The organism is Streptomyces sp. NPDC059224 (assembly GCF_042754285.1).
Classification (GTDB): Bacteria; Actinomycetota; Actinomycetes; order Streptomycetales; family Streptomycetaceae; genus Streptomyces.
Window position 1 is genome coordinate 114,419 of record NZ_JBHZAN010000015.1, and the last position, 24,766, is coordinate 139,184.

The following is a 24,766-nucleotide window of genomic DNA, read 5'->3' on the forward strand; positions in this document are numbered from 1 at the left end:
ATCAAGTCCCCTCCCGGCCATGACCGTTATGGATTGCGGACATTCGTTGCCGGCCCACGACTTCCCGGTGGCCCGGAGCCGACGACACGTCAGGCGGAGGCGGGCTGCCCCGGCGCCCGGGCCGCCACCCGCGCCGTGTTCCTGCGGACCGGCAGCACGGTGACCGGCGCGGAGGACGCCGCGCTCATCGCGATGGTGCTGATCACGGCAGGTCCGAGGCCCTGCCCGGACGCGCGGCCGGTTCCGGCTCCCGTTCCCCTGATGAAAGCGGTTTTCCCGGCCACCCGACCCATGACTGCCAAGTCCCTCGTCCCGAGCCGCCGAAGTGGCGGCCACGCAGGTGGGGCTCGCGGCCAGAACGACACATGCGTCAGGGAAGGGCCATCGGGGGTGGGCACGGCTGGTATGCGGCTCAGCCGCGAAGGCGCACCGGGAGGGCGTGGACGCTGTTGCCGACGAAGCCGGCCTCCCGGGCGAGCCCGCCCTCGGGCACGGCCAGGTCCAGGTCGGGAAAGCGGTCGAAGAGCCGCTCCAGGGCCACGGTGGCCTCCAGTCGGGCCAGCGGGGCGCCCAGGCAGTAGTGGGCGCCGTGGCCGAGAGAGAGATGACGGACGGCGTCGGGGCGGGCGGGCCGGGTGACGTCGAACCGGTCGGCGTCCAGTCCGTGCGCCTCCGGGTCCCGGCCGGCGGCGGAGTAGCCGGCCAGGACCGGGGTCCCGGCGGGGATCACCGTGCCGCCGAGGGCCAGGTCCCGCACGGGGTAGCGGAACGGGAAGCAACTGACCGGCGCGTCCCAGCGCAGTGTCTCCTCCACCACGTCCGCCCAGCCCGCCTCGCCCTCGCGCACCAGGTCGAGCTGGTCGCGGTGGCCGCACAGGGCGCGCACGGCGTTGGTGATCAGGTTGAGGGTGGTCTCGTGCCCGGCGATGATCATCAGTACCAGGGTGCCGGTCAGCTCCTCCTGGCCCAGCCGGTCGCCGTCCTCGTCGCGTGCGGCGATCAGGGCGCTGGTGAGGTCGTCGCCGGGGTGCTCGGTCCGGTCCGCGGCCACGGCGGAGGACGGCGACCAGTTCCCGGTTCGCGGCGACCGCCTCGGCCGGTTCGATGCCGGTGGCCACGACCCGGCTGGACAGCTGGTGCAGCCGGTGGCGGAACCGGGCGTCCACTCCCAGGAGTTCACCGATCACGTCCATGGGCAGCGGCAGCGCGAAATGCCGGCGCAGATCGGCGACGCCGTCCACCGCGGCGCGCTCCAGCCCGTCGAGCAGTGATGCGGTCAACTCCTCGATCCGGGGCCTCAGTTCCTCTACCCGGCGCGGTGTGAAGGCACGGCTGACCAGTTGGCGCAGCCTGCGGTGGTCGTCACCGTCGGCGGTGGTCATGCCCCGGACGGTGGCGAAGGTCAGCAGGGGCCAGCCGGTGGCGATCCGGCCCTCCCGCAGCTCGGTGAAGTGCCGAGCGTCCTTGGCGACTTCCGGATGCTGGAGGAACTCCCTGAGCGCCTCGTGCCCGAGTACGGCCATGCCCTCGACACCGCCGGGCAGGACGACCGGCGTCACGGCGCCGCGCGCCAGCAGCCTGGCGTTGTCGGCGTGCGGACAGCCGCCGGCGGGGTCCAGGCGGTGCGGCACGGGCGAGGTCTCCACCGGGTCTCCTGACGCGTGGGGCAGGCGGGCACGGCCGATCGTAGGCGCCCGCGCCCCTGGGGAAGCCGCGTTTCCCGGCCAGTCGCGTCGGGCCCGGGGTGACGGGCGGCCACCGAGGGCACCGAGGGGGCACCGAGGACGGGAATATCGGTGACCGGTGCCATGTTGAGGATGGCGGAACCCTGGGTATAGTGCGATCAGCACCTGTGGACGCCCCCTGTCGGGCGCCGAGTGCCGGTTCCACCCCTCCAGCCGTATCGCCCGTCGTCTCCGACCGGCTCACCGGCTTCTCCGCACCACCTTGTGACCTGGGTCCTTCTGCCCTCCCCGAGGTGTCGTTCCCGCCGCACGGAGGCCTGTGCGCACGCCTCCCGCTCGCGGCCCACTCCCCCTTCTCCTCTGTCTTCCGTCCCCGAAAGGACCACCTCTCATGACCACCACACTCGAACCCCCCGTACAGCAGCAGGACCGGAACGCCGTCCGGCCCGTGACCGGTGTCCTCGCCGTCGACGCGGGCGGGAAGGGACAGCTGCGGGCGACGAGCTGCCTGTCCTCCCCGGCCGACCCGCAGGTCTCCGCCGCGCTGATCCGCCGTCACGGCCTGCGCGGGGGCGACCTCGTCGAGGGCCTCAGGGGCGGCCAGCGCGCCCTGACCGAGGTCACGCGCGTCAACGGCCGTAGGCCCGAAGAGCTGCGCGGCCGGCGTCACTTCCGCGAGCTGACCCCGCTGCACCCGTACGAGCGGATCCGCCTCGAGCACCCCGCCGCGGGGCTCGCCGGGCGGGTCACCGACCTGTTCGCCCCCGTCGGAAAGGGCCAGCGCGGACTGATCGTGGCCCCGCCGAAGACCGGCAAGACCGTGCTGCTCCAGCAGTACGCCGCCGCCGTCGCCGGCAACCACCCGGAGTGCCACCTCATGGTGCTGCTGCTCGACGAGCGCCCCGAGGAAGTCACCGACATGCGGCGTTCGGTCCGGGGCGAGGTGTACGCCTCCACCTTCGACCGGCCCGCCAAGGAGCACATCGCCCTCGCCGAACTCGTCGTCGAGCGCGCCAAGCGGCTCGTCGAGGACGGCCGGGACGTCGTCATCCTCCTGGACTCCCTGACCCGGCTGTGCCGGGCCCACAACAACGCGGCCGCCACCAACGGCCGTACCCTCAGCGGTGGCGTCGACGCGGGCGCGCTGCTCGGCCCCAAGCGGTTCTTCGGAGCCGCCCGCAAGGCGGAGGAGGGCGGCTCGCTCACCATCCTGGCCACCGTCCTGGTGGACACCGGCTCCCGTGCCGACGGCTACTTCTTCGAGGAGCTGAAGGGCACCGGCAACATGGAGCTGCGCCTGGACCGCGAAGTGGCCTCCCGGCGGGTCTTCCCGGCCGTGGACATCACCCCCTCCGGCACCCGGCGCGAGGAACTCCTGCTCTCCCCCTCCGAGTTGACCGTCGTACGCGGACTGCGCCGGGCCCTGCAGAGCCGGGAGGGGGTCCCCTCCGGCCTGGAGACGCTCCTTGAGCGGATGCGCGGGACGCCGGACAACACCACCTTCCTGCACCGTGTCCGGCCGACCCTGCCCACGGGCTGACACACGGCCGGGCGTGCGGCATCCGGGTTGCTCAGGACCCTCGTCCGGCCCAGGCTGCGCGCCGGAAACCGCCACTCTTCCTACGTTGATCGTATGACGATCGGATTCCCTGACCGATTTCCTCGCCGAGCGGCGGTGTCGGCCTGCGCCCTCTGCGTGGCGGGCCTGCTGACGCTGGCGTCCGGCACGGCCGCCCACGCCACCGCGGCGCTGGACCCGGCCCCGCCCCCGCGCGCGGCGGTGCCCGGGCCGTCCCTGCTCTACCACTCCGGGACACAGGTTCGGCCGCACGCCGGGGTGCCCGAGGTCCCGGACGTCTCGGCACTGTCCTGGCTGATCGCCGACGCGGCCAGCGGCCAGGTGCTGGCGGCGAACGAGGCGCACCACGCGCTGCCGCCCGCCAGCACCCTGAAGACCCTGTTCGCGCTCACCGTGCTGCCGGTCCTGCCGGGCGGTCTGGAACACCGGGTGACCCACCAGGAGCTGGCGGACGTCGAGGAGGGCAGCAGCCTGGTCGGCGTCGAGGAGGGCCGTACCTACCGCGTGTCCGACCTGTGGCGCGGGGTCTTCCTCAGCTCGGGCAACGACGCCGTGCACGTCCTGGCCGCACTCGACGGCGGCTGGGACCGCACCGTCTCCCTGATGCAGGCCAAGGCGCGTTCCCTGGGCGCCCTCGACACGCACGTCGAGTCCCCCGACGGGTACGACGCACCGGGCCAGGTCTCCTCGGCGTTCGACCTGGCGGTGTTCGGCCGCGCCGGGCTGCGCAACCAGGACTTCGCCCGGTACTGCTCCACGGCCTCGGCCCAGTTCCCCGCCGACGCCGGATGGTCCTTCGGCATCCAGAACACCAACCGGCTGCTGACAGGCGAGGACGGCGTGCCGCGCTATCCCGGCCTGATCGGGATCAAGAACGGCTACACCACCAACGCCGGCAACACCCTGGTCGCCGCCGCCAAGCGGGGCGGGCGCACCCTGATCGTGACGGTGATGAACCCTCAGGACGGCGGCGTGTACGACGAGGCCCGTCAGCTGCTCGACTGGGGTTTCGAGGCGGCCGGACGGGTCGACCCGGTGGGCTCGCTGGACGCCCTGCGGGCCAGGCCGCGGCCCCGGCCGGGACCGAGCACCGTCCCGGTGGCGGCGGCCACCGGGCCCGAGGAGGGCTCCGGCTGGTCCGAGGCCGGTATCGCCGTGGGCGTCGCGGCGCTAGGCGCGGGCGCCGTCGCCTTCGCGCTGCGGCTCAGGGGCGACCGGTCCGCGCGTGACTGACCGGTCGGCAGGCCCAGCAGCAGACCCAGCGTGATCCAGGTGTAGATGTTGCTGCCGAGGAACCCGTCGACGCCCGACGCGTCGTCGAACCACAGCCACACCACGCTGGTGCACATCACCGCGTACAGGGCGCCCGCGATCCGCGGGTACCCCGCGCGGGCCAGCAGCGCGAACGAGGGCAGCACCCAGACCAGGTGGTGCACCCAGGTGATCGGGCTGACCAGGCAGGCGGCGAGACCGGTCAGCGCGAAGGCGGCCGTCCAGTCCGCGGCCGCCACCGCCCTGCGGGTCCGCCACGCCCAGACGGCGAGCGTGATCAGCACGACCGACGCCCACAGCGGCTTGTCGGGATGGCCGAGCCTGGCCAGCACGCCCTGCAGCGACTGGTTGGACACGTAGTCGAGCCGGCCGACCCGGCTGGTGTCCCACAGCGCCTGCGTCCAGTAGAAGCGGGACGCCTTCGGATCGGCCCAGGCGGCGAGCCCGGTGGCGGCGAACGCCACCGCCGTCGCGGTCGCCGCCGCCCGCCACCTGCGGGCCAGCAGCAGCATGCCGATGAAGAGCGCCGGCGTGAGCTTGACGGCCGCGGCGAGCCCGATCCCGACGCCGGCCCAGCGTCCCCGCCCGCTGCGCAGCAGGCAGCAGTCGGCGAGGACCAGGGCGAGCAGCACCAGGTTCACCTGGCCGAAGCTGAAGGTGTCCCGCAGCGGCTCGAACAGCGCCAGCGCGCACAGGGCCAGCGCCCAGCGGTACCAGCCCTGGCGCCGCCAGCCCGGCCCGGCCAGGATGCGCAGCACGACGGCCAGCGCGGCCAGGTTGACCAGCAGCGAGACCGCGATGGCCAGGCGCAGGCCGACCAGCGCCATGGGCAGCATGCCGACGGCGGCGAACGGCGGGTAGGTGAAGCCGTACGCCGTCCCGGGCACCCGGTAGTCGTAGATACGCCCGCCGTGGTGCACCCAGGTGTGCACGGTCCCGTAGTAGACGCGCAGGTCGAACCAGTCGCGCAGCAGCGGCACGGTGGCCGTGAACACGGTCACGGCGGCGACGAGGACCAGGACGAGCAGCAGTCTCCCCCGGTCGGTACCCGGTCCTCTCATGCCGTACGTCCCACGGCCGGGGCCTGCGCGGTCTGGTGGGCCTGCCAGAGCACGACCACGCCCAGCACGCCGCCGGAGACGGCGAGGACGAGCTGCGCGGCGTCGGCCGGGCCGCCGCTGGGCAGCACGGCGAGCGCGAGCACTCCGGTGACGGCGGCCACCCGGTGCCGTACCGAGGTGCTGGGCGCCGCGGCCGCTATCAGGAACAGGCCCCAGATGGCGTACCAGGGCCGGATCGCGGGTCCGAAGGCGGCGACCGCGGCCAGGCTCAGTCCGAGGGCGTAGACCGGGCGGAGCCGCAGCCGGACCCATATCAGCAGCACGGTCACCGCGGTGAGTACGAGTCCGAGCAGGTGCCAGGCGGGCACGGCCAGCGGCGCCAGGTCGCTGCCGAGGTGTTCGAGGAGCGCGCCGGTGGCCCGGCCGAGGAGGCTGCTGAGGGCCCAGTTGTGCGCGGAGACCGGCGTGTCGAGCGCGCCTATCCACCCGTACCCGGTCCCCGCGACGGCGGTCGCGGCAACCGTCGTGGCGGCGGACGCGGCGGCCGTGAGCAGGGTGGCCCCCACCGGGCTGCGGCCCTTGCGCGCCTGTACGACGATGATCGCCAGCAGCCCCAGTGCGGCCGGCGCCTTCACCAGCGCCGCCAGCGTGACGAGCACGGCGCCGAGGACCGGCCAGCGGCCGAGCGCGGCGACCAGGCCGAGGCCCAGCAGACCGAGCATGATCGCGTCGTTGTGGGCGCCCGCCACCAGGTGCAGCAGCACCAGCGGGTTGAGGGCGCCGAGCCAGAGCGCGGCGGCCGGGTCGGCCCCGCTGTGCCGGGCCAGCCGGGGCAGCGCGGCCGCCATCAGGCCGACGCCGAACAGGGCGACCAGCCGCATCCCGAAGAGCCCGGCCGGGAGTTCGCCCCGGGTCAGGCCGGACAGCAGCGAGGCCACACCCATGAACGCGGGGCCGTACGGCGCGGCGGTGTTCTGCCAGACCGGGGCGACCTCGTCCGCCAGCGGCCCGCCGAGCTGCGCGGGTCCCGCCGTGTAGACGTCCATGTGCGCGTCGACCATCGCGCCCTGCGCGAGATAGCTGTACACGTCCCGGCTGAACAGCGGGGGCGCGAGCAGCAGCGGGGCCGCCCAGACGGCGAGGACCAGCAACAGCCGGCGGGGGGTGGGCGGTTCGCCGCCGCGTACCAGGCGGCCCAGCAGCAGCCATGCCGCGATGAGGAGCACGACGCCGAAGTAGACCCCGACCAGACCGAACGCCGCCTGCGCGGAGCCCGGCGCGAGCAGGTCCTCCACGGGCAGGGCGCCGGCTGTCTCACCTCCCAGGGCGAGGAACGCGGTACCGGCCAGGCCCAGGACCTGGCAGCGGCGAAGATCGACGGGAAAAGCCATGGCCAACACTGGGTCAGCGTGTCAAGGGCGGGTGGCCAGAAAGCGACGGGGCGTTTTCTTGGGAGCGGCCTGCTTGTTACCTGTGTGCGGTGGAGCGTGATCGGGGGCGGGGGAAGGGAGTTGAGCGCGCCCGCTGGCGAAGCCCGCGCCGCGCCGGCGGCTGCGCCTGGAGGACGACCGCGAGCATCGCCGCGCGGAGCGATCCGCCGGTCCGCCGGTCCCCCGTCCCGCCGGACCTAGAACACGGACAGACCGGTGAGGGTCGTGAATCTGTCCAGCGCGGCGACTCCCGCCACCGAATTGCCCCGCTCGTCCAGCCCCGGGCTCCACACGCAGAGCGCGCAACGCCCCGGTACCACGGCGACGATGCCGCCGCCCACCCCGCTCTTGCCGGGCAGCCCCACCCGGTACGCGAAGTCGCCCGCCGCGTCGTAGGTCCCGCATGTCAGCATCACCGCGTTGACCTGTTTCGCCTGGCTTCTGGTCAGCAGACGGCTGCCGTCGGCCCGGATGCCGTGGCGGGCCAGGAAGGTGGCCGCCAGGGCGAGGTCGGCACAGGAGGCGGCGACGGAACACTGACGGAAGTACTGGTCGAGCAGGACCGGGATCTCGTTGTCGATGTTGCCGTAGGACGCCATGAAGTGGGCCAGCGCGGCGTTGCGGTCGCCGTGCTGGGACTCGGAGGCGGCCACCTCCGTGTCGTATTCCAGCGTGGCGTTGCCGCTCTCGGCGCGCAGGAAGGCCAGCAGCTCGCCGGCCGCGTCTCCGGTACGGGTCTGGAGCCGGTCGGTGACGACGAGGGCGCCCGCGTTGATGAACGGGTTGCGCGGGATGCCCTGTTCGTACTCCAGCTGGACCAGGGAGTTGAAGGGGTTGCCGGACGGCTCCCGGCCGACGTGCTCCCAGAGTTCGTCACCCTCGCGGGCCAGGTCGAGTGCGAGGGTGAAGACCTTGGTGATGGACTGGGTGGAGAAAGGCTGCCGCCAGTCGCCGACGCCGTAGACCGTGCCGTCCAGCTCGGCCACGGCCATGCCGAAGCGGCGGGGGTCGCAGGCGGCGAGCGCCGGGATGTAGTCGGCGGGCCGCCCGCGGCCGGGCGTCCGCTCGATCTCCTCGGCGATCCGCTCCAGGACCGGCAGAAAGGGCGGTGACGACGTCATTGCCATGATCGCCATTGTGCCCCGGGGCCGGTCCCGGCGCGTGTGCGCGGGTCGGGCGAGGGACCCTCCGCTGCCGGCGACGGCCTCGGGACACAGCGGGCCGGCGAGCCGCTCGGCGCGCAACAGGGCCTTCTCCAGGACGGGTTCGGCCACGCCCCGGCCGGTGGCGACGACCTCGCCGGCGTTGATGTCCGTCGAGGTCCCGGGTAGGCGGAGATCGCCGTACCGGTGAGGGGGAAGTTCTCGGTGGCCCGCAGGGTGTGCACACCCCGGCAGGCGTCGGCGGCCACGTCACGGTCGCCGAGCAGAGCGTGTCCGCTGCGAACGGTCACAAGTCCTGTTTCAAGAGAGTGAGGGTGAAGCACCCCGCAAGGGGCGCGGGGAACTGCGCGACCGGCCACGGCCGACCCGCGGCCGCCGACCGACAACCCGGCCCGGCCCGCTAGGCGCGGGCCGAAACCGGAACCGGCTCCAGGGAACGAACGGGCCGCACACGCCCGACCTCCCTGCCACCGCCGAGCAGCGCCTCGCCGGCGAAGCCGGTCAGCAGCTCCGGGTCAACCCCGGCCCTGGCCAGAGCGGCCGCGGCGACCGGCACCCGCGCCCGGTCGGCCCCGTCGGCGATCTTCACGGCGACGGCCCGGCCGTCCGGCAGCGCGGCGACCTGCACGCCCTCGAAGCCGTCCTTCGCCAGCAGCCCCGGCACGGCCGCCATCAGCGCGGCCACGTCACGCCCCGCACCGGACGCCATCTCCGGGTGCTGCCGCATCGAGTCGGCGACCCGCGCCTCCGGTGTCCCCGGCGCGGCGGTCACGATCCGCGACACCGCCCGGGCCAGCCCGTGCAGGGAGAGGGAGAACAGCGGCGCGCCGCACCCGTCCACGGTGGTGCGCGCGATGTGCTGCCCGGTCAGGTCCTCGACGATCTCGGCGATCGCCTGCTGGAGCGGGTGCTCCGGGTCCAGGTAGTCGTCGAGCGACCAGTCGTTCAGCTTCGCGGTCCACAGCATCGCCGCGTGCTTGCCGGAGCAGTTCTGGGCGAGCCGGGAGGGCTGCCGGCCCGCGCGGATCCAGGTGTCCCGGACCGCGGGGGCGTACGGCAGGTCGGGCACGTTGCGCAGGTCGGCTTCGGTCAGTGCGGCGAGGCCGAGGATCCGCCGGGCGCCGGCGAGGTGGCGTTCCTCGCCGGAGTGGCTGGCCGCGGCCAGCGAGAGCAGCTCGCCGTCGAGCGGCAGTCCGGCCCGCAGCATGGCCACGGCCTGGAGGGGTTTGACGGCCGAGCGCGGGTAGAACGCGGCCTCGATGTCGCCGAGCCGGAACTGGACCTCGCCGTCGGCGCCGAGGACGACGACGGAGCCGTGGTGGACGCCCTCGACGACCCCGCCGCGTATGAGGTGGGCGACGGGGGCGTGCAGGGGTTCACGGACGACGGGTGCGTCCGCGGGGGAACTGCTGTACATCACTGCCTGGTCTCGGGTGGGTCGGGACGGACCGGTACGCGGTTCACGCGTCGGCTCCGCTGGACGGGTGTGCGGGTCGCACGATGTGGGTGAGGGTCGTCTCGACGCGGTCCAGGTGGTGGCTCATGGCGTCCACGGCGTCGGGTTCGCACCCGTCGACCAGCGCTTCGACGATGGCGCGGTGCTCCCGGTTGGACTGCTCGCGGCGGCCGCCCAGTTCGTTGAGGAAGGCCGACTGGCGCGCCAGCGCGTCCCGGATCTCCTCGATGACCCGGCGGAAGACCGGGTTCTGGGCGGCCTCGGCCACGGCGAGGTGGAAGAGGGTGTCCATCGCGACCCACGCGGTGGTGTCCGTCTCCCGGTCCATGCGGTCGAGGAGATGGGCCAGGTGGTCCAGGTCCTCCGGAGTGCGGCGCAGCGCCGCGTACCCGGCGACCGGGATCTCGATGTGCCGCCGCACCTCCAGCAGGTCGCTGGCCGCGTAGTCGCCGAAGGTGGGGTCCTCGACGGCGCCGGCGACGACGAAGGTGCCCTTGCCGGTCTTGGAGACGGTCAGGCCCATCGTCTGCAGGGCCCGCAGGGCCTCGCGCAGGACAGGCCTGCTGACCTCCAGGGAACGGCACAGCTCCGCCTCGGAGGGGAGTTTGTCGCCGATGGCGTACTCGCCGCGCTCGATGGCGCCGCGCAGGTACGACAGGACCGCCTCCATGGCACTCACGCGCCGCGGGGGCTGTCCGGCTGTCGGGCTGTCTGACAGGTTCACGAGTGAGATGGTCCGGGCTGCGGGACGCGACTGTCAAGGCGCCCCGGAAGAAACACGCACGGGGTGCGACACCTGAAGGGACAGGCGTCACACCCCGTGGCGGAGCGGTGACCGGGTCAGGCGCTGATCGTGTTGGTGGCGAGCAGCCCGAAGAGGGCCAGGCCGACAACGATCCGGTAGATCACGAAGGCGTTGAAGGAGTGCTTGGCGACGAACTTCAGCAGCCAGGCGATGGAGGCGTAGGCGACGACGAAGGAGACCACCGTGCCGACGACCAGCGGGGCGGCGCCGACGCCCGCACCCAGGGCGTCCTTGAGCTCGTAGAGGCCGGCGCCGGTCAGGGCCGGGATGCCGAGGAAGAACGAGAGGCGGGTGGCGGCGACCCGGTCGAGGTCCCGGATGAGCGCGGTGGACATGGTGGCGCCGGAGCGGGAGAAACCGGGGAAGAGCAGGGCGAGGATCTGGGAGGAGCCGACCCACATGGCGTCCGCGAAGGAGGTGTCGTCCTCTCCGCGCTTGTGGCGGCCCATCTGGTCGGCCGCCCACATCACACCGGAGCCGAGGATCAGCGAGCCGGCCACCACCCAGAGCGAGGCGAGGGGGCCGTCGATCAGCGGCTTGGCGGCGAGGCCCACCAGGACGATCGGAACGGTCGCGGCGATCACCCACCAGGCGAACTTGTAGTCGTGGTGGTAGCGCTCCTCCTTGTTGACCAGCCCCCGGCCCCAGGCCGAGACGATCCGCCGGATGTCCTTGAAGAAGTACACCAGCACGGCGGCGATGGCGCCGACCTGGATGACGGCCGAGAACCCGACGACGGACTGGTCGTCGACGGGGATGTTCATGAGCCCCTCGGTGATCTTGAGGTGGCCGGTGGAGGACACCGGGAGGAACTCGGTCACCCCCTCGACTACCCCGAGGACGGCGGCCTGACCGACGGAGATGGCGCTCATGGGATCCAGTTCTGCAGAGTTTGGTCGACAGTGCTGTAGACAGTCTTACAAGGCGCGCGTGTGAAGCAAGTCCTAGGACCACACCGCCTGGGCGATCGCCACTCCGGCGAAGGCCGCCCCGAGACCCGCCGCCACGCTCGCGACGACATTGGCCGCAGCGTAGAGCCCGGCGCCGGTCTCGGTCAGCCGCAGGGTCTCGTAGGAGAACGTCGAGTAGGTCGTGAGCGCCCCGCACAGCCCGGTGCCCAGCAGCAGCTGGAGGTGGGGGCTCGCCGCGCCCGCCTCGGCCGCGCCGGTCAGCAGGCCGAGGATCAGGCAGCCGACGACGTTCACCACGAAGGTACCCCAGGGGAAGACGGAGTCGTGCCTGGCCTGCACGGCCCGGTCGGCGAGATAGCGCAGTGGAGCACCTACGACGGCACCGGCGACGACCAACAGCCAGTTCACAACGACCTCTTACCCTTCGCGTCCGTTTTGCCAGATTTGGCGTCCCGGCCGACGTACCTGATGACCTCGCAGTCGTCCAGGGTGACGAGACCTTCGCTCACCAGTTCGTCCAGCTGAGGCAGGAACGCCCGGATCCGTTCCTCCGTGTCCACGACGACGACCGCCACCGGCAGATCCTCGCTCAGCGACAGCAGCCGCGCGGTGTGGATGCGGGAGGTGGCACCGAAGCCCTCGATGCCCCGGAAGACGCTGGCGCCCGCGAGACCTGCCGCGTGGGCGCGGTGCACGATCTCCGTGTACAGGGGCTTGTGGTGCCAGCAGTCGTCCTCGCCGATGTAGACCGTCAGGCGCAGGGCGCGGCCGGTCAGTCTCGTCATCGCTGCCTCCGGGTCAGGAGTCGGCGGGTCACCCTGGCCGCGCACCACACCGCGGCGAGGGCCACGCACAGGGTCGCTGCGAGGTAGGCCAGGCCCGTGGCAGGCCTGCCGTGGTCGACCAGCTTCTGGATGTCGACGGCGTAGGTGGAGAAGGTGGTGAAGCCGCCGAGGACGCCGGTGCCGAAGAAGGGACGGACGAGGCGGTGCGCGGGCAGTCCTTCGGCGATCAGGATCAGGAAGGCACCGATGACCGCACAGCCGACGGCGTTCGTCCAGAACGTCGCCCAGGGGAATCCGCCCGCCGCCGTGGGCAGGGCCTGGGCGATTGCGTAGCGGGCCAGCGCCCCGATCGCGCCGCCGGCGGCGACCACCGCGACGACCGGCGCCTGGGCACGCCACTCGGACCGCCGCTGGGCGCTCGGCTGGACACGGAGGCTCTCGGCTTCCGGGGCTGTCATGGGTCGTAGGTCTCCTGTTCGGCACCGCCCCGACGGATGCCCCAGGGTACCGCCGCGGCTACCTGCCGGTCACTTCGCGAGGGGGGCCGCGCAGACCGCCACCCCGGGCTCCCGGACGCTGCCGAGGACCAGGTGGCGGCCGGTCACGCAGACGCTGGTGGCCATGCGGAAGCCGGAGTGCCGCCGGGCGAGGTGGTGGACGATCCTGCCGTGGTCGTCGAGGGCCGTCACGGCGACGGTGCCGGCCGGACGGTAGGGGGCGTGCACGGCGGCTCGCGCGGCGGCCCGGCGGACGGCGGCCGGGGCCCGGTGGAAGAGGTCGAGCGGCGGATTGCGCGGACCGGCCAGGGCGACCCAGATCAGCTCGCCGTCGCGCCACATGTTGTCGGGCATGCCGGGCAGCTCGGCGAAGAACTCGGCACGTCCGGCCCGCGGGCCGGACAGCCAGCAGCGGGTCAGGCGGTACGCGCCCGTCTCGGCGACGATCAGGAAGGTGCCGTCGCCGCCCACGGCCAGCCCGTTGGCGAACTGGAGTCCGTCGCAGACCACTTCGGCGCTGCGGGCGCCGGGCGTGAGACGCAGCAGGCGGCCGGTGCCGCTGTGCTCGACGATGTCGCCGATCCAGTGGTCCAGCGGGAAGCGTCGGCTGGAGGACGTGAAGTACACGGTCCCGTCGGGCAGGGCGACCACGTTGCTCGCGAACCGCAGCGGCTCCCCCTCCGCCGAGTCGGCGAGGACGCGGACGGCTCCGTCGGCGAGGCCGACACGCAGCAGGCCGCGCTCCGCGTCGCACACCAACAGGTCGCCGTCCGGGAGGAGTTCGAGGCCCAGCGGGCGGCCGCCGGTGCGGGCCAGCTCCCGGACCCGGGCGGTGTCCGGATCACCGAGGCCGTCCAGGCGCAGGATCCGGCCGTCCTCGACGCCGGTCAGGACGCCGCCGTCCGGAGCCGTCACCACGTCCTCCGGGCCGCGGCCGCCGATGGCGACGTAGTGGAGCGGGACGAGGCGCGAGGGTCGGTCCATGAACCCCATACTGACAGGCGTGACCGGTCTCACCAGCCCTTCTCGAACATCCGGGCCACTTCGGCGATACGGGTCTCGTCGCGCTGGTAGTGGGTGCGGTGCCGGATGCGCCGGGTGCGCAGCAGCCCGAGCCGGGTCAGCATGCCCAGATGGCTGCCTGCGGCCTTGCGGGAGATGCCGAGTTTGGCCGCGACGGCCCGGACGGTGACGCCGTTCTCGGTGAGGTCCGCGTGACGCCGGGGCGGGAAGTGGGCCGCCGGATCCTTGAGCCAGTCCAGAATGTCCAGGCGGCTCACGCTCTGGGAGTTCCTCAGCATCCGACCGGCCTCCGTCCGTCCCCTGCCTCCTCGCAGTTCGTTTTCCCACTGTTCCGCAGCCGAAGCCACCATGTCAGCGAGTCGGAGAGCGTTGTCCGAGACCGGACGGCCGTCCGCGTCCGGCTGGCGGGGGCCTTGCCTTCGTGCCCGGTCCAGGACCGGCGCAAGGGGCCCGGCCCTCCCCCTGCGGAACCCTCGTCAGTGGTGGTTCAGCGGCGGCCGAACCACGCATGGAGGAGAGGGCCTTGCCGTCGTAGCCGAACAGGGCCTGGTTCTCCCAGCCGTTTCCGGACGTGGCGTCGGTCGGGTCCTTAGCCGTTGCCGGTGACGGCGGTCCAGGTCGCCTCCCAGTAGAAGACGCCGAGTCCCCGGCCGTTCGGGACCGTCTCCACGATGTTCGCGACGGCGTTCGTCCAGACCGGCCGGCCGCGGTGGGCGGGCAGCCGGTGACCAGTTCGCCGCTGGTGTCGATCTGGTTCTCCGGCGAGGCGTCCTGGCCGAGGGTGAACGGGTGGGCGGGCAGGCGGTCTCGGCGACGAAGACCGGCCTGCCGTAGCGGGCGGCCGTGTCGTCCCGGGTGGTACGGGCGGCGGCGAGAGAGCCGTGCCGATGCCGTAGGTCTTGGCGTTGCCGAAACCACCGGCGGACCGTGGCGTCCTCGCCCGCGTTGGCCAGGTGCAGGGCGACCCGGGTGGCGGAGGAGACCGCCTTGGCCGCGCCGTACCCGGAGTTGAGCAGGCCGGCGAGCTGGGACCAGTTGCCGGTGGAGCCCTCGGACCGGAGCATGCCTGGCCCGCTCACTCCTACGGTCAGCTCAGGACAAACGTGTGCCAGCACACCTACGACGTCCTGAACGCGCTGAAGTCCCGGGGCACCACCGCCGACACGGTCCAGATCGGCAACGAGACCAACGGCGGCCCGGACGACATCGCTGTCGGCGGTTTCGACGACTCCGCGGTGGCGACGGCGGTGCCGCCGGCGCTCACCACGATCCGCCGGCCCTGGGACCGGATCGGCACCGGGACGGTCCGCGTGCTGCTGGCCCGGATCGGCGGTGAGGACCCGGCGGCCGTGATCCTGCCGACGGAACTGGTGCGGCGCGAGTCGGCCTGAGGCGGAGGCAGGGGGCGAGCGGTCCGGCAGCCGGTCAGTTTTCGAGAAGCCGTGGCGCCCCCGGTGCTCCTAGCGTGGGATCCACCGGACGAACCGTGCCGGGCCGCCACGCACGAGGAGCGAGAAGACCATGACCGCAGGCATCCAGACGATCATCTACCCCGTGAAGGACGCGGAGCGGGCCAAGGCCCTGTTCGGCGCGCTGCTCGGTGTCGAGCCGTATGCCGACGAGCCGTACTACATCGGGTTCAAGGCGGCCGGGCAGGACGTCGGTCTGGACCCGAACGGGCACGCCCAGGGCCTGACCGGGCCGACGCCGTTCTGGCATGTCACCGATCTGCGGGAGCGGCTCGCGGCGCTGCTCGCGGCGGGTGCGGAGCTGGTCCAGGACGCCCGGGACGTCGGCAACGGCCGGCTGGTCGCCTCGGTGAAGGACGCCGACGGGAACATGGTGGGTCTGCTCCAGGACCCGGTGGCCTGACCGGCCTGCCGCCCCTTGGTACGGCGGTCAGGCGAGTTCGTTCGGCGCCCCCCCGCCACGACTGCTTGCATCTGCACTAGTTGCACACTCAATGACTGACCGGATCGGTGCTACGGTGCGGGTATGGCAGTCACAACGGCCGAGTCGCGGCTGGAGGAGCGCTGGCGGGACATCCTGTCGGTGCACGCGCGCACGATGTGCGAGATCGACCGGGTGCTGCACCCGCACGGGCTGGGCGCGAGCGACTTCGAGGTGCTCGACCGGCTGGCCGTCGGATCGCCCGACGAGGGCGACCACTGCCGGGTGCAGAACCTGGTGGGGCAGGTCCATCTCAGCCAGAGCGCCCTGTCCCGGCTGATCGGACGGCTGGAGAAGGACGGCCTGGTGGAGCGGTCGGTGTGCGTCGAGGACCGGCGGGGCGTGTGGGTGGCGCTCACCGAGAAGGGCCGCGCCGTGCACGCCGAGGTACGGCCGCTGCAGCGGGCCGCCCTGCAGCGGACGCTGGAGGGTCCGGCCGGCGGCTAAGGGCTGTCCCGTAATCCCCGGCGGGCGCACGACGACAGCTACGGCACCTCGCAGGGTATTCGGGCTCGCCCGAATACGCCCAGTATGAGGACGACCCTCCGCCTTGCGATGCACCGCATCTGACGCCGCGCGCTGATCCACCAGGGATTACGGGACAGCCCTTAGAGCGCGAACTCGATGCCGTCCGGAAGTACCTCGATGCCCGCCTCGGCGACCTGGGCGCGAGCCCGGGAGGCCGAATCGACCAGGGGGTTCGTGTCGTTCAGGTGGGTGTAGATCCGGCGGGCGCGGGGGTGCCGGGCCAGGGCGGCGAGGCTCCCGTGCGGGCCGGAGACGGGGAGGTGGCCCATGGCGGCCTGCCCGGGGCCGGAGCGCACCGCGGTGCCCATCTCGTCCGCGGTGAAGACGGTGCCGTCCAGCAGGACGCAGTCGGCCTCCGCACACAGCTGGTCGAGCGTGTCGCTCCAGGCGCCGACACAGGGTGCGTAGAGCAGGACTCCCCCGGTGGCCAGGTCCTCGACCCGGTACGCCGTGACCCAGCGGCCGTCGGCCGCGGCGGGTCCGGCCGGTACGTACTTCGGGGCCTTGGCGCTCACCGGATGCGCGGTCACCACCAGGCCGCCGGACAGCACGAACCCGCCGTCGGCCAGGCTGTCCGCCCACTCCCAGGGAGCGTAGCGGTCGAGGACCCCGCGGGCCGGGGCCAGCACCGTCCGCACCGGCGGGGCCGCGTACACCTTCAGGTCCGGCGCCCCGCGCAGCACGGTCAGACCGGTGACATGGTCGGCCTCGCCGTCGGTGAGCAGCACACCGCGCACCGGGGTCTCCCGGGGACCCGGGCCCGGCCAGAGCATCGCGGTGGCGGTGAGCTGGGCACGGATGTCCGGGGAGGCGTTGAGCAGCCACCAGTCCCGGCCGTTGCCGGTCAGGGCGGCGCACTCCTGGGTACGGGACGGCAGCTTGCCGTCCCGGGCGGCCGCGCACAGCGCGCAGGCGCAGTTCCACTGCGGGAATCCGCCACCGGCGGCGGTGCCCAGCAGGACGACCCTCACGACGATCCGCCCCTCTCGGTCTCCCGGCCCCTGCCGGGGTCTTCCCTCAGGACGGGCCGCGCTATCCGTGGCCGGGATGAACTTCCGGCTGTCCTTCGGGAGGCTGCCGGTCCACCGGGCGCATCGGCGGGATCGGTTCCGACGGGAAGTCGCGCCTGCCGGTCCACAGCGCCGGTACGGCGTCGCACCGGCGGCACAGTTCGTAGGCGACGGCCTCGTAGTTGACCCGCCAGCCGTGGAAGTGCGGCCAGGCCTCTTCGGGGCCGCGTTCCGCGCGGAAGCCGGTCTTCTCCAACATGGCCACGGCCGCCTCGAATTCGCCGAACGTCAGGTCGATCGGGGCGTCGGGGGGCGGGTCGGCGTCGAAAGTGGCACGTACCGAGACGGCGATGTCGCGCAGCGCGGTGAAGCCGGCGCGCAGCACCAGGCGGGCCTCGGCGGGGGCGGTACGCGGGGCGAGCGCGAGCTGCAGGGCGGCCGCGTCCATGACGGCGATCAGCCCCACCAGCCAGCTGCGGTAGGGGCGCGGCGAGCGGAACGCCAGCAGTACCGGGTAGGTGGCGTGGCTCTCTCCCATGTCCGCGGCCAGCCGCTCCCAGTCCCGGTAGAGCTGGGGCAGCGCGACCTCGGTGTCCACCAGCCACTGCCGGGCCAGGATCTCCGGGCCCCAGGCGGGCTCACCGGCCCGGGACTGCAGGAGGGTGACCTCCAGTTCCCGGCGGTTGTAGGCGGCGTACAGCGTGGGGAGGTAGGCGATCTGCAGGGCGATGACGACGGGACCGGTGGCGGCGGCGACGAAGTCGAGCGCGGACAGCCGCAGGCGGTCGCCGCTGGCGAACCCGAGGGTGAACAGGCTGGACCCGGCCTCCCGGAAGGCGGTGCCCCAGGAGAGCGGGGAGAACGCGTACAGGAGCATGCCGAAGCCGAGGAACGCCCCGCCCAGCCAGGCGGCGAGCATGCCGACCAGCATCAGCGGGGCGAGCCAGGTCTCCGCCCGGTCGATCGCCCGGTAGTCGCGGCCCCGCGCGACGAGACAGAGCAGCTTGCGCAGGGTCCACCAAAGCCGGTACACCAGCACGGAGTACAGGCCCCGGGGGACCACGAGGGTGCGCAGGATGCTGCGCAGGACCAGGATCAGCACCAGTCCCCCGGCCACCCCGGAGATCCATTCCATGGGGCCATTCTGGCCCGCACGGCGACCTCCCGGTGACCGGGAGGCGGCGTCAGCCCGCCGGACGGGCCAGCAGGGTGCGCACGCCCTCGGACGTCAGCGTCAGCGCGTGCGCCGAGCTGCCGTCGATGGCGAGCGACAGGTTGTCCTCGGGCCACTGCTGGGCGAGCGCGCCCAGCGGCACCAGGCGGTAGCGGGAGACCGTCGGCAGCAGACCGGTCAGCTCTCCCTCCGAGGTGAACACGGGGACGACGGGATCGCCCTCGGGCCGTTCCAGCACGGGCAGCGCGATCATGGCGGGATCGGCCGTCTCCGCCGCGTCGTCCGGCACCGGGACCAGCACGTCGCTGTGGGCGAGCGTGTCCAGCGCGTCACGGTCCTCGGCGTTCACGGCCAGCGTGTCGAGTGCCCGCTGGGCCGGCGTCGGAAAGTCGTCGTGTGCGGGTGTCTCCATGACAGATCCCCAGGTAGTGGCGGTTCTGGCCGCAGGGACCGGTGAGTACCGGGCGGCCACGGCACGCGTACCCGGTCGGGGCCGCGGCATGCGTCCGGGCTCCCGGCCCCGCCCTCGTGACCCGATCGGCCCCCTCCGATTTGACACCGCCCAACCCCCTCTCCACCCTATGATCATGACATCCATTTTCAAAAGGAGGAGCAACCAGCGATGCGTGTGGCTTTCGTCGGCAAGGGCGGCAGCGGCAAGACCACCCTGTCGGCTCTCTTCGCCCGCCGGCTGGCGCGCTCCGGCGCGCCGGTCGTCGCGATCGACGGCGACATCAACCAGCACCTGGCCCACGCCCTCGGCCTCGACGAGGGCGAGCCGTTCACGGCACCGCCGCTGAGCGCGCGGACCGGCGCGATCAAGGACTACCTGCGCGGCACGAACCCCCGGATCGCGTCCCGGGAGGCCATGGTCAAGACGACTCCGCCCGGGCGCGGCTCACGGCTGCTGCGCCTGCTCGGCGACGACGAGGTGCACCTCCACCACGTCCAGGAGGTCGACGGGGTGGCACTGATGGTCACCGGGGCGTTCACCGAGGGCGACCTCGGGGTGGCCTGCTACCACTCCAAGCTCGGCGCGGTGGAGCTCTACCTCAACCATCTGGTGGACGGGCCGGGCGAGTACGTCGTCGTCGACATGACGGCCGGCGCCGACGCCTTCGCGTCCGGCCTCTTCACCCGCTTCGACATGACGTTCCTGGTGGTCGAACCGACCCGCAGGAGCCTCTCCGTGTACCGCCAGTACCGGGACCACGCGGCCGGGTTCGGCATCCCGGTCGCCGTGGTCGGCAACAAGGTGACCGGCCCGGACGACCTCGCCTTCCTGCGCGAGCAGGTGGGCGAGGACCTGCTGGCCCACTGCGAACTGTCGTCGTACGTCCGTGCCCAGGAACAGGGCCGGGGCGGCGGCGCGCTGGAGCCGCACAACTCCGGGGCCATGGACCGGTTGCGGGCCGCCGTGGACGCGCAGGCCAAGGACTGGGACGCCTTCCAGCGGCACGCCGTGGAGTTCCATCTGCGCAATGCCGCCGCCTGGGCCGACGCGGCCACCGGCCAGGATCTGGCCGCCCAGGTCGACCCGGAGTTCCGGCACGGACCGGCGGCCCTGCCCGCCTTCGCCTGAGGATCCGCCGCCGCTCACTCCCTCCCGGCTCACTGTCGACTCTCTCCCGGTTCTCCCAGTTCCCTTTTCGATTTCCATTCGGGCACCGCCCCTTGAACAGAACAGGATCCAGCCCCATGTCGCTCGACGTCTCCCCGCAACTGCTCGCCGAAGCCGAGAACGGCCCCGTGCGGGAGGAGGACTTCGTGGAAACCGTGCGTACGTCACTGCCGTACGCGTACCGCCTCGTCGCCCATCTGGCCGCAGAACTGCGCGACGGCGACGGCAGCCGCGAGTTCGCCGACAACCAGACCCCGCCGCCGTCGGAGCGGGAGCGCGGGCAGCTGCTGCGGGCACTGTCCTCCGACGCGATCCGGTCCAGCCTGGAGCGCCACTTCGGGGTCGTCCTCGCCTTCCAGAACTGCCACCGGGTGGCGGTGTTCCCGCCCCAGGCGCGAGGAGGCGAGACGCACTCCCGCTTCACCTCGGCACGCTCGCAGATCCTCAACCAGTCACCGGAGTTCCGCGACTGCTGAACCTCATCGGCGCGGACGGGCGGCCCGGCGCCGGGCCGCCCGCTCAGCCGGCGACGATCTCGGCGAACCGCTCGGCACCGACGTTCCCGCCGGAGAGGACCACCCCGATCCGGCGCGGCAGCGGCGCCACCCGACGGGCGAGCAGCGCGGCCAGGCCGCTGGCCCCGCTCGGCTCCAGGACGGTCTTCAGCCGCTCGAAGGCGAACCGCATCGCGTCCCGGATCTGGTCGTCGCTCACCAGCGAGATCTCGTCCACCAGAAGCCGGTTGACGGAGAAGGTCAACTCGCCGGGGATGTCGGCCGCCTGGCCGTCGGCGATGGTCCTCGGCACCGGGACGGACACCCGGTGCCCGGCCTCCAGGGAGCGCCTGGTGTCGTCCCCGGCCTCCGGCTCCACCCCGACGACCCGGATCCCGGGCAGCACCCCCTTCGCCGCCGTGGCGCTGCCCGCGATCAGCCCGCCGCCCCCGACCGGCACCACCAGGGCGTCCAACTCGCCCACCTCCTCGATGAGTTCGAGAGCCGCCGTGCCCTGTCCCGCGATCACGTGCGGATGCTCGTACGGCGGGACCAGGGCGAGTCCGCGATCGGCCGCGAGCGCCTCGCCGATGGCGACGCGGTCGCCGGTGTACCGGTCGTAGGTCACGATCTCCGCGCCGTACCCGGCGGTCGCCTCCAGCTTGGCGCGCGGAGTGTCCTCGGGCATCACGATGACGGCGGTGGTGCCGAGTTCGCGGGCGGCGAGAGCGACGGCCTGGGCGTGGTTGCCGGAGGAGTAGGCGGCGACGCCCTTGGCCAGTTGCTGCGCGGAGAGGCGGGAGACGGCGTTGTAGGCACCCCGGAACTTGAAGGCGCCGATGCGCTGGAGGTTCTCGCACTTCAGGAACACCTCGGCGCCGACCAGTGCGTCCAGGGTGCGCGAGCGCAGCACGGGGGTGCGGTGGGCCACTCCCTTGATCCGCGCGGCCGCGTCCCGTACGTCCTGGAGGGTCACGGGCGGGGTGTCGGGCATGGTCTTCCTCCGTTCTGGGCGCCGCCGGGCGCCGGATGGCGTCGAGCACGGGCGTTCGACGCCGACAGCATGGAATTATTGTCTATCATCTGGACGAGAAGTCCAGACTCGTCCGGGCAGCGGCTCCGGGAGGGGACACGGAGGCGGGCGGATGGCACAGGAACCGACGGGCACGGCGCGCGAGGCGGCGGCACGGGCCGAGCAGGACGCGATCATCGCCGCGCTGGCCCCCGTCGTGGACGGGATCGTGGCGACCTTCGGCGCCTTCTGCGAGGCCGTCGTCCATGACTTCCGCCGCCCCGAGCGCTCCGTGGTGGCCATCGCCGGGTCGGTCACCGGGCGCGGGGTCGGCGGGTCGATGAGCGAGATCGGCATGAAGCTGCTGGCCGCCGGGGACGCGGCGGCCGACGAGCTGAACTACCTCACCCGGACCCGGGACGGGAAGCTGGTCAAGTCCTCCACGATGGTGTTGCGCGACTCGGCCGGCACGGCGTTCGGGGCGCTGTGCGTGAACCTCGACGTCACGTCCGTGACCCAGGTCCACGCGCTGGTCGGAGACCTGGCCGGAGTCGCGGCCCTGCCCGATGCGCCGCCGACCACGACGTTCGGCGACGACATCACCGCCGTACTGGACTCGCTCGTGGACGCCCGCCAGCTGCGCGAGACCAGGCCGTGGCCGCAGCTCAGCCGCGCGGAACGGCTGGACCTCTTCCGGGACCTCGACCGGCAGGGCGTCTTCGCGGTGCGCGGGTCGGTCCAGCAGATCGCCGTGCGCCTCGGCATCTCCCGGGCCTCCGCGTACAACTACCTGGCGGCGACCCGGGCGGACGAGTGAGGGGCCGCCCTCGCGAGCGGTGTCATCCGATGTGGACGACCCGCGCCCAGGCGGGCGGTTCGTCCGGCAGGTAGTCGGGGTCGTTCTCGTCGTACGGCGTGCCGCTGTGCGTGCGGGGGAAGAGCCCGACCACCGTCCGGCAGGGCGGCCGGGCCGGCGGCCAGGGTGTCTGTCCGTCGGTCAGGGCCACCACGACGTCCGGGGCGGGGCGCGCCCGCAGAGCTCTGGCGAAGCCCTCGCGCAGATCCGTCCCGCCGCCGCCCACCAGCGTGATCCCCTCGGCACGGCACAGGGGTTGCGCCGTCCGCGCGGCCGCGTCGCAGGAGACCACGCTCACCAGGTCCCGGCGGCCGCCGACGGCGCGGGCGATGGCGGCCACCTCCAGCAGCGCGCTGCCCAGTTCGGCGTCGCTGACCGAGGCCGAGGTGTCGATGACGACCGAGACCCGGGGCGGCCGGCGGCGCAGGCTCGGCAGCACCACCCCGGGCAGGCTCGCCGAACGGCGAGACGGGCGGCCGTAGTCGTAGTCGTCGCCGGCGCCCGCGGCGGAGGTCGCCGAGCGGACGGCCGCGCCCAGCAGCTCCCGCCACGGCTGCGGCGGCTGGAAGGCCTCCTCCGCCCAGCGGCGCCAGCCGTCCGGGGCGCTGCCCGGGCGCCCGGTGATGGCCTGCGCCACCCGGAACCGCACCCCGTCCCGCTCCTGCTCGCTGAGGCCGTTCGCGCCGTCCGGCCCGAGGTCCCAGGCGCGTTCGCCGCCGTCGGCGCCACTGCCGCAGTCCAGCCAGGTGAGGTCCCGGGTCAGGGGTCCCAGCCGGAACTGCCGCAGGTAGTCCTCCATCAGCAGGCCCTCGGCCAGCCTCAGGTTCCGTGGCCGGACGGCACCCTGGGGCCGGGCCAGTCCGTCGCCGTAGGCGTCGTCGTTGATCTCCAGGTCCGCCGCGATGTTCATCCGCAACCACTCGCCGGCCCCGGCCAGCCCGCGCTGCCGGGCGACCCGGTCGCTGCGCCCGTGGTGGTCGCGCAGCAGGTGCGACACCTCGTGCACCCAGACGCCCGCCAGGTCCTGCACCGGCATCCGGTCCACGAACGCGGGCGAGACGTAGCACCGCCAGTGGGGATCGACGGCCATGGTCGGCACCTGCCGGGACTCCACCACGTGCAGGGCGAACAGCGCGGTGGCCAGGTAGGGCCGGGCCCGGGCGGCCTGCAGCCGGGCGGCGTACAGCTTCTCCAGGTCCAGGGTCCCGGCCGGTTCGGCGCTCATCGTCCGGCCTTCGCGGCTACGCGCTGGGCGGCCCGGTCGGCCCGGCGGGACACGGAGACGGCCCCGGCGAGGCGTTCGACGGCCTCCGGCACGTCCCAGTCCTCCCGACGGAGAGCGGCGAGGCCGGCGGCGGGCACCACCACCAGGTCCGGGGCACCGGTGTCCAGCGCGCGGACCAGCAGCTCCCAGGCCGCGTCCCAGCGGGCCCGGTCGGGCCGCTCGCGCACGGCGGCGACCACGCCGTCGAGCACGGCCTGGCGCAGATCGCCGCGCTCGGGCAGCTCGGCCGCGCCCGGGTCGGCGAGCAGGGTCTCGGGGTCCGGGAGCTCCAACCGGTCCACGCTCGCGAGCAGTTCGAGCCCCGGACCGTCTCCGACCGTGCCCCGCACCAGCAGGGAGAGCACGTCCCGGGAGGAGCCGGCGGCGTGCGCGAAGGCGACCAGCGTCACGGTCATGTCCCAGCTGCGGGGCGACGGCCAGGCGCCGCCCCTGCGCATCTCGCCGCTGGGCAGCCGGTGGACGAGCGTGGGGCGGGTGGCGAGCAGCCCGCACACCGCGCGGCGGGCGAAGTCCACGGCGGCGGGAAGCTTTCCCGGGTCGAGCCGGGGCAGCGTCGCCCGGGGCCAGGTGCCGCCGAGCCCGCGCACCACGACCTCGTGGTCGTGGGCCCACTGCAGGTGCACGAACCGGTTGGCCAGCGGCGGACTCAGCTCCCAGCCGTCGGCCGCCGAGGACCGCGGGTTGGCCGCCGCCACGATCCGTACCCCGGGCGGGAGTCGCAGGGCGCCGACCCGTCGTTCCAGGACGAGCCGGAGCAGGGCGGCCTGCACCGCCGGCGGCGCGGTGGACAGCTCGTCGAGGAAGAGCAGGCCGCGGCCGGCCCGCACCAGCCGTACCGCCCAGTCCGGCGGCGCCATCGGGACGCCCTGGACGGCGGGGTCGTCTCCTACGACGGGCAGCCCGGAGAAGTCCGACGGCTCGTGGACGCTGGCGATCACCGTGGTCAGCGGCAGGTCGAGGGAGTCGGCCAGCTGGGTCAGGGCGGCGGTCTTGCCGATGCCGGGTTCGCCCCACAGGAGGACGGGCAGGTCGGCCGCGACGGCGAGGGTGAGCGCCTCCAGCTGGGTGTCGGGCCGCAGTTCCGTGGCGGAGTCGCCGAGCAGCTTCAACAGGTCGTCGGCAACGTCGAGTCGGGTGGTAACGCGCAGGGGCATGGGTGATCACCTTTG

Annotated in this window: 23 protein-coding genes and 5 pseudogenes; 9 read left to right on the plus strand and 19 right to left on the minus strand. The window is 73.2% G+C overall.

The features are described 5' to 3' along the window. Window positions 1–412: 412 nt before the first annotated feature. Window positions 413–1,646 (minus strand): annotated as a pseudogene (locus tag ACFXI4_RS18195) (cytochrome P450). Window positions 1,647–2,076: 430 nt separating this feature from the next. On the opposite strand from ACFXI4_RS18195, the gene rho reads away from it, so the two are divergent. Further along, the gene (gene rho / locus ACFXI4_RS18200; RefSeq protein ID WP_384991787.1) at window positions 2,077–3,225 is read left to right on the plus strand and encodes a transcription termination factor Rho; all 1,149 of its coding nucleotides are present in this window, start codon (window positions 2,077–2,079) and stop codon (window positions 3,223–3,225) included. Between the two features lie 93 nt (window positions 3,226–3,318). Further along, window positions 3,319–4,212, plus strand: a pseudogene (locus ACFXI4_RS18205) (D-alanyl-D-alanine carboxypeptidase family protein); the annotation flags it as partial. Window positions 4,213–4,253: 41 nt separating this feature from the next. Here the strand turns inward: ACFXI4_RS18205 and ACFXI4_RS18210 are convergent. The 12 genes and pseudogenes from ACFXI4_RS18210 to ACFXI4_RS18265 form a co-directional block, all read right to left on the minus strand. Then, window positions 4,254–5,597 carry a glycosyltransferase family 87 protein gene (locus ACFXI4_RS18210; protein ID WP_384991789.1) on the minus strand — a complete coding sequence of 448 codons (1,344 nt, stop codon included), beginning with the start codon at window positions 5,595–5,597 and terminating at the stop codon, window positions 4,254–4,256. Next, window positions 5,594–6,988 carry a polyprenol phosphomannose-dependent alpha 1,6 mannosyltransferase MptB gene (mptB, locus tag ACFXI4_RS18215; protein ID WP_384991792.1) on the minus strand — a complete coding sequence of 465 codons (1,395 nt, stop codon included), beginning with the start codon at window positions 6,986–6,988 and terminating at the stop codon, window positions 5,594–5,596. The genes ACFXI4_RS18210 and mptB overlap by 4 nt, the downstream gene beginning before the upstream one ends. Window positions 6,989–7,224: 236 nt before the next feature. Beyond that, window positions 7,225–8,163, minus strand: a complete 939-nt coding sequence (locus ACFXI4_RS18220) for a glutaminase (RefSeq protein WP_362731121.1) — start codon at window positions 8,161–8,163, stop codon at window positions 7,225–7,227. A gap of 427 nt (window positions 8,164–8,590) precedes the next feature. After that, entirely contained in the window at window positions 8,591–9,607 is a 1,017-nt protein-coding gene (locus ACFXI4_RS18225) for an asparaginase (RefSeq protein WP_384991796.1), read from the minus strand. Between the two features lie 43 nt (window positions 9,608–9,650). After that, complete coding sequence (locus tag ACFXI4_RS18230; RefSeq protein WP_362720498.1) at window positions 9,651–10,316, minus strand: FadR/GntR family transcriptional regulator; 666 nt, start codon at window positions 10,314–10,316, stop codon at window positions 9,651–9,653. A 170-nt stretch (window positions 10,317–10,486) separates the two neighbouring features. Then, entirely contained in the window at window positions 10,487–11,323 is an 837-nt protein-coding gene (locus tag ACFXI4_RS18235; RefSeq protein ID WP_362720486.1) for an undecaprenyl-diphosphate phosphatase, read from the minus strand. Between the two features lie 72 nt (window positions 11,324–11,395). Then, window positions 11,396–11,770 (minus strand): fluoride efflux transporter CrcB, encoded by a 375-nt coding sequence (gene crcB / locus ACFXI4_RS18240; RefSeq protein WP_384991799.1) that lies wholly within the window; start codon window positions 11,768–11,770, stop codon window positions 11,396–11,398. After that, window positions 11,767–12,147, minus strand: coding sequence for a DUF190 domain-containing protein (locus ACFXI4_RS18245; RefSeq protein WP_384991801.1), 381 nt, complete (start codon window positions 12,145–12,147; stop codon window positions 11,767–11,769). The genes crcB (ACFXI4_RS18240) and ACFXI4_RS18245 overlap by 4 nt, the downstream gene beginning before the upstream one ends. Then, window positions 12,144–12,605, minus strand: coding sequence for a fluoride efflux transporter CrcB (gene crcB, locus ACFXI4_RS18250; protein ID WP_384991803.1), 462 nt, complete (start codon window positions 12,603–12,605; stop codon window positions 12,144–12,146). Before crcB (ACFXI4_RS18250) ends, ACFXI4_RS18245 begins: the two co-directional genes overlap by 4 nt. 69 nt (window positions 12,606–12,674) lie before the next feature. Next, complete coding sequence (locus ACFXI4_RS18255; protein WP_384991806.1) at window positions 12,675–13,628, minus strand: SMP-30/gluconolactonase/LRE family protein; 954 nt, start codon at window positions 13,626–13,628, stop codon at window positions 12,675–12,677. A gap of 29 nt (window positions 13,629–13,657) precedes the next feature. Further along, complete coding sequence (locus ACFXI4_RS18260) at window positions 13,658–13,945, minus strand: ArsR family transcriptional regulator (RefSeq protein WP_384991809.1); 288 nt, start codon at window positions 13,943–13,945, stop codon at window positions 13,658–13,660. A gap of 209 nt (window positions 13,946–14,154) precedes the next feature. Then, a pseudogene (locus ACFXI4_RS18265) lies at window positions 14,155–14,734 on the minus strand (glycosyl hydrolase 53 family protein); the annotation flags it as partial. Here ACFXI4_RS18265 and ACFXI4_RS18270 point away from each other — a divergent pair. From ACFXI4_RS18270 to ACFXI4_RS18285, 4 genes and pseudogenes are all read left to right on the plus strand, one after another. Continuing rightward, window positions 14,732–14,863, plus strand: a pseudogene (locus ACFXI4_RS18270) (glycosyl hydrolase 53 family protein); the annotation flags it as partial. The pseudogenes ACFXI4_RS18265 and ACFXI4_RS18270 overlap by 3 nt on opposite strands. Continuing rightward, a pseudogene (locus tag ACFXI4_RS18275) lies at window positions 14,864–15,058 on the plus strand (substrate-binding domain-containing protein); the annotation flags it as partial. Window positions 15,059–15,188: 130 nt separating this feature from the next. After that, window positions 15,189–15,539 (plus strand): VOC family protein, encoded by a 351-nt coding sequence (locus ACFXI4_RS18280; RefSeq protein WP_351322685.1) that lies wholly within the window; start codon window positions 15,189–15,191, stop codon window positions 15,537–15,539. A 123-nt stretch (window positions 15,540–15,662) separates the two neighbouring features. After that, a complete protein-coding gene (locus ACFXI4_RS18285) occupies window positions 15,663–16,064 on the plus strand; it encodes a MarR family winged helix-turn-helix transcriptional regulator (RefSeq protein ID WP_384991811.1) in 402 nt (133 codons plus the stop codon). A gap of 161 nt (window positions 16,065–16,225) precedes the next feature. Here the strand turns inward: ACFXI4_RS18285 and pqqB are convergent, their stop codons facing one another. The 3 genes from pqqB to ACFXI4_RS18300 all read right to left on the minus strand — a co-directional run bounded on the left by pqqB (window position 16,226) and on the right by ACFXI4_RS18300 (window position 18,741). After that, window positions 16,226–17,116 (minus strand): pyrroloquinoline quinone biosynthesis protein PqqB, encoded by an 891-nt coding sequence (gene pqqB, locus ACFXI4_RS18290; protein WP_384991814.1) that lies wholly within the window; start codon window positions 17,114–17,116, stop codon window positions 16,226–16,228. A 61-nt stretch (window positions 17,117–17,177) separates the two neighbouring features. After that, window positions 17,178–18,290 carry a hypothetical protein gene (locus ACFXI4_RS18295; protein ID WP_384991816.1) on the minus strand — a complete coding sequence of 371 codons (1,113 nt, stop codon included), beginning with the start codon at window positions 18,288–18,290 and terminating at the stop codon, window positions 17,178–17,180. Window positions 18,291–18,339: 49 nt separating this feature from the next. Further along, window positions 18,340–18,741, minus strand: coding sequence for an SseB family protein (locus tag ACFXI4_RS18300; protein WP_362720461.1), 402 nt, complete (start codon window positions 18,739–18,741; stop codon window positions 18,340–18,342). 210 nt (window positions 18,742–18,951) lie between these two features. Between ACFXI4_RS18300 and ACFXI4_RS18305 the strand changes: the two genes are divergently transcribed. Both ACFXI4_RS18305 and ACFXI4_RS18310 read left to right on the plus strand, forming a co-directional pair. After that, the gene (locus ACFXI4_RS18305) at window positions 18,952–19,911 is read left to right on the plus strand and encodes an ATP-binding protein (RefSeq protein WP_384991819.1); all 960 of its coding nucleotides are present in this window, start codon (window positions 18,952–18,954) and stop codon (window positions 19,909–19,911) included. Window positions 19,912–20,027: 116 nt separating this feature from the next. After that, the gene (locus ACFXI4_RS18310) at window positions 20,028–20,426 is read left to right on the plus strand and encodes an SCO5389 family protein (protein ID WP_384991822.1); all 399 of its coding nucleotides are present in this window, start codon (window positions 20,028–20,030) and stop codon (window positions 20,424–20,426) included. A gap of 43 nt (window positions 20,427–20,469) precedes the next feature. On the opposite strand, the gene ACFXI4_RS18315 is transcribed toward ACFXI4_RS18310, so the two are convergent. Next, window positions 20,470–21,438 (minus strand): pyridoxal-phosphate dependent enzyme, encoded by a 969-nt coding sequence (locus tag ACFXI4_RS18315; RefSeq protein WP_384991824.1) that lies wholly within the window; start codon window positions 21,436–21,438, stop codon window positions 20,470–20,472. 151 nt (window positions 21,439–21,589) lie between these two features. On the opposite strand from ACFXI4_RS18315, the gene ACFXI4_RS18320 reads away from it, so the two are divergent. Continuing rightward, window positions 21,590–22,273, plus strand: coding sequence for a transcriptional regulator (locus ACFXI4_RS18320; RefSeq protein WP_384991827.1), 684 nt, complete (start codon window positions 21,590–21,592; stop codon window positions 22,271–22,273). Window positions 22,274–22,295: 22 nt separating this feature from the next. On the opposite strand, the gene ACFXI4_RS18325 is transcribed toward ACFXI4_RS18320, so the two are convergent. Both ACFXI4_RS18325 and ACFXI4_RS18330 read right to left on the minus strand, forming a co-directional pair. After that, window positions 22,296–23,537 carry a VWA-like domain-containing protein gene (locus ACFXI4_RS18325; RefSeq protein ID WP_384991830.1) on the minus strand — a complete coding sequence of 414 codons (1,242 nt, stop codon included), beginning with the start codon at window positions 23,535–23,537 and terminating at the stop codon, window positions 22,296–22,298. Then, complete coding sequence (locus ACFXI4_RS18330; protein ID WP_384991833.1) at window positions 23,534–24,751, minus strand: AAA family ATPase; 1,218 nt, start codon at window positions 24,749–24,751, stop codon at window positions 23,534–23,536. The genes ACFXI4_RS18325 and ACFXI4_RS18330 overlap by 4 nt, the downstream gene beginning before the upstream one ends. Between the last annotated feature and the right edge of the window lie 15 nt (window positions 24,752–24,766).

What these genes read in the sequence shown, in the direction of transcription:
- ACFXI4_RS18210 (WP_384991789.1), bottom strand. Translation starts at nt 5,597, where the DNA reads ATGAGAGGACCGGGTACCGACCGGGGGAGACTGCTGCTCGTCCTGGTC.
- mptB (WP_384991792.1), bottom strand. Translation starts at nt 6,988, where the DNA reads ATGGCTTTTCCCGTCGATCTTCGCCGCTGCCAGGTCCTGGGCCTGGCC.
- ACFXI4_RS18230 (WP_362720498.1), bottom strand. Translation starts at nt 10,316, where the DNA reads ATGGAGGCGGTCCTGTCGTACCTGCGCGGCGCCATCGAGCGCGGCGAG.
- ACFXI4_RS18260 (WP_384991809.1), bottom strand. Translation starts at nt 13,945, where the DNA reads ATGCTGAGGAACTCCCAGAGCGTGAGCCGCCTGGACATTCTGGACTGG.
- ACFXI4_RS18220 (WP_362731121.1), bottom strand. Translation starts at nt 8,163, where the DNA reads ATGGCGATCATGGCAATGACGTCGTCACCGCCCTTTCTGCCGGTCCTG.
- ACFXI4_RS18330 (WP_384991833.1), bottom strand. Translation starts at nt 24,751, where the DNA reads ATGCCCCTGCGCGTTACCACCCGACTCGACGTTGCCGACGACCTGTTG.
- ACFXI4_RS18320 (WP_384991827.1), top strand. Translation starts at nt 21,590, where the DNA reads ATGGCACAGGAACCGACGGGCACGGCGCGCGAGGCGGCGGCACGGGCC.
- ACFXI4_RS18245 (WP_384991801.1), bottom strand. Translation starts at nt 12,147, where the DNA reads ATGACGAGACTGACCGGCCGCGCCCTGCGCCTGACGGTCTACATCGGC.
- ACFXI4_RS18255 (WP_384991806.1), bottom strand. Translation starts at nt 13,628, where the DNA reads ATGGACCGACCCTCGCGCCTCGTCCCGCTCCACTACGTCGCCATCGGC.
- ACFXI4_RS18315 (WP_384991824.1), bottom strand. Translation starts at nt 21,438, where the DNA reads ATGCCCGACACCCCGCCCGTGACCCTCCAGGACGTACGGGACGCGGCC.
- ACFXI4_RS18325 (WP_384991830.1), bottom strand. Translation starts at nt 23,537, where the DNA reads ATGAGCGCCGAACCGGCCGGGACCCTGGACCTGGAGAAGCTGTACGCC.
- ACFXI4_RS18225 (WP_384991796.1), bottom strand. Translation starts at nt 9,607, where the DNA reads ATGTACAGCAGTTCCCCCGCGGACGCACCCGTCGTCCGTGAACCCCTG.
- ACFXI4_RS18300 (WP_362720461.1), bottom strand. Translation starts at nt 18,741, where the DNA reads ATGGAGACACCCGCACACGACGACTTTCCGACGCCGGCCCAGCGGGCA.
- rho (WP_384991787.1), top strand. Translation starts at nt 2,077, where the DNA reads ATGACCACCACACTCGAACCCCCCGTACAGCAGCAGGACCGGAACGCC.
- ACFXI4_RS18310 (WP_384991822.1), top strand. Translation starts at nt 20,028, where the DNA reads ATGTCGCTCGACGTCTCCCCGCAACTGCTCGCCGAAGCCGAGAACGGC.
- ACFXI4_RS18285 (WP_384991811.1), top strand. Translation starts at nt 15,663, where the DNA reads ATGGCAGTCACAACGGCCGAGTCGCGGCTGGAGGAGCGCTGGCGGGAC.
- ACFXI4_RS18295 (WP_384991816.1), bottom strand. Translation starts at nt 18,290, where the DNA reads ATGGAATGGATCTCCGGGGTGGCCGGGGGACTGGTGCTGATCCTGGTC.
- ACFXI4_RS18280 (WP_351322685.1), top strand. Translation starts at nt 15,189, where the DNA reads ATGACCGCAGGCATCCAGACGATCATCTACCCCGTGAAGGACGCGGAG.
- ACFXI4_RS18305 (WP_384991819.1), top strand. Translation starts at nt 18,952, where the DNA reads ATGCGTGTGGCTTTCGTCGGCAAGGGCGGCAGCGGCAAGACCACCCTG.
- crcB (WP_384991803.1), bottom strand. Translation starts at nt 12,605, where the DNA reads ATGACAGCCCCGGAAGCCGAGAGCCTCCGTGTCCAGCCGAGCGCCCAG.
- ACFXI4_RS18235 (WP_362720486.1), bottom strand. Translation starts at nt 11,323, where the DNA reads ATGAGCGCCATCTCCGTCGGTCAGGCCGCCGTCCTCGGGGTAGTCGAG.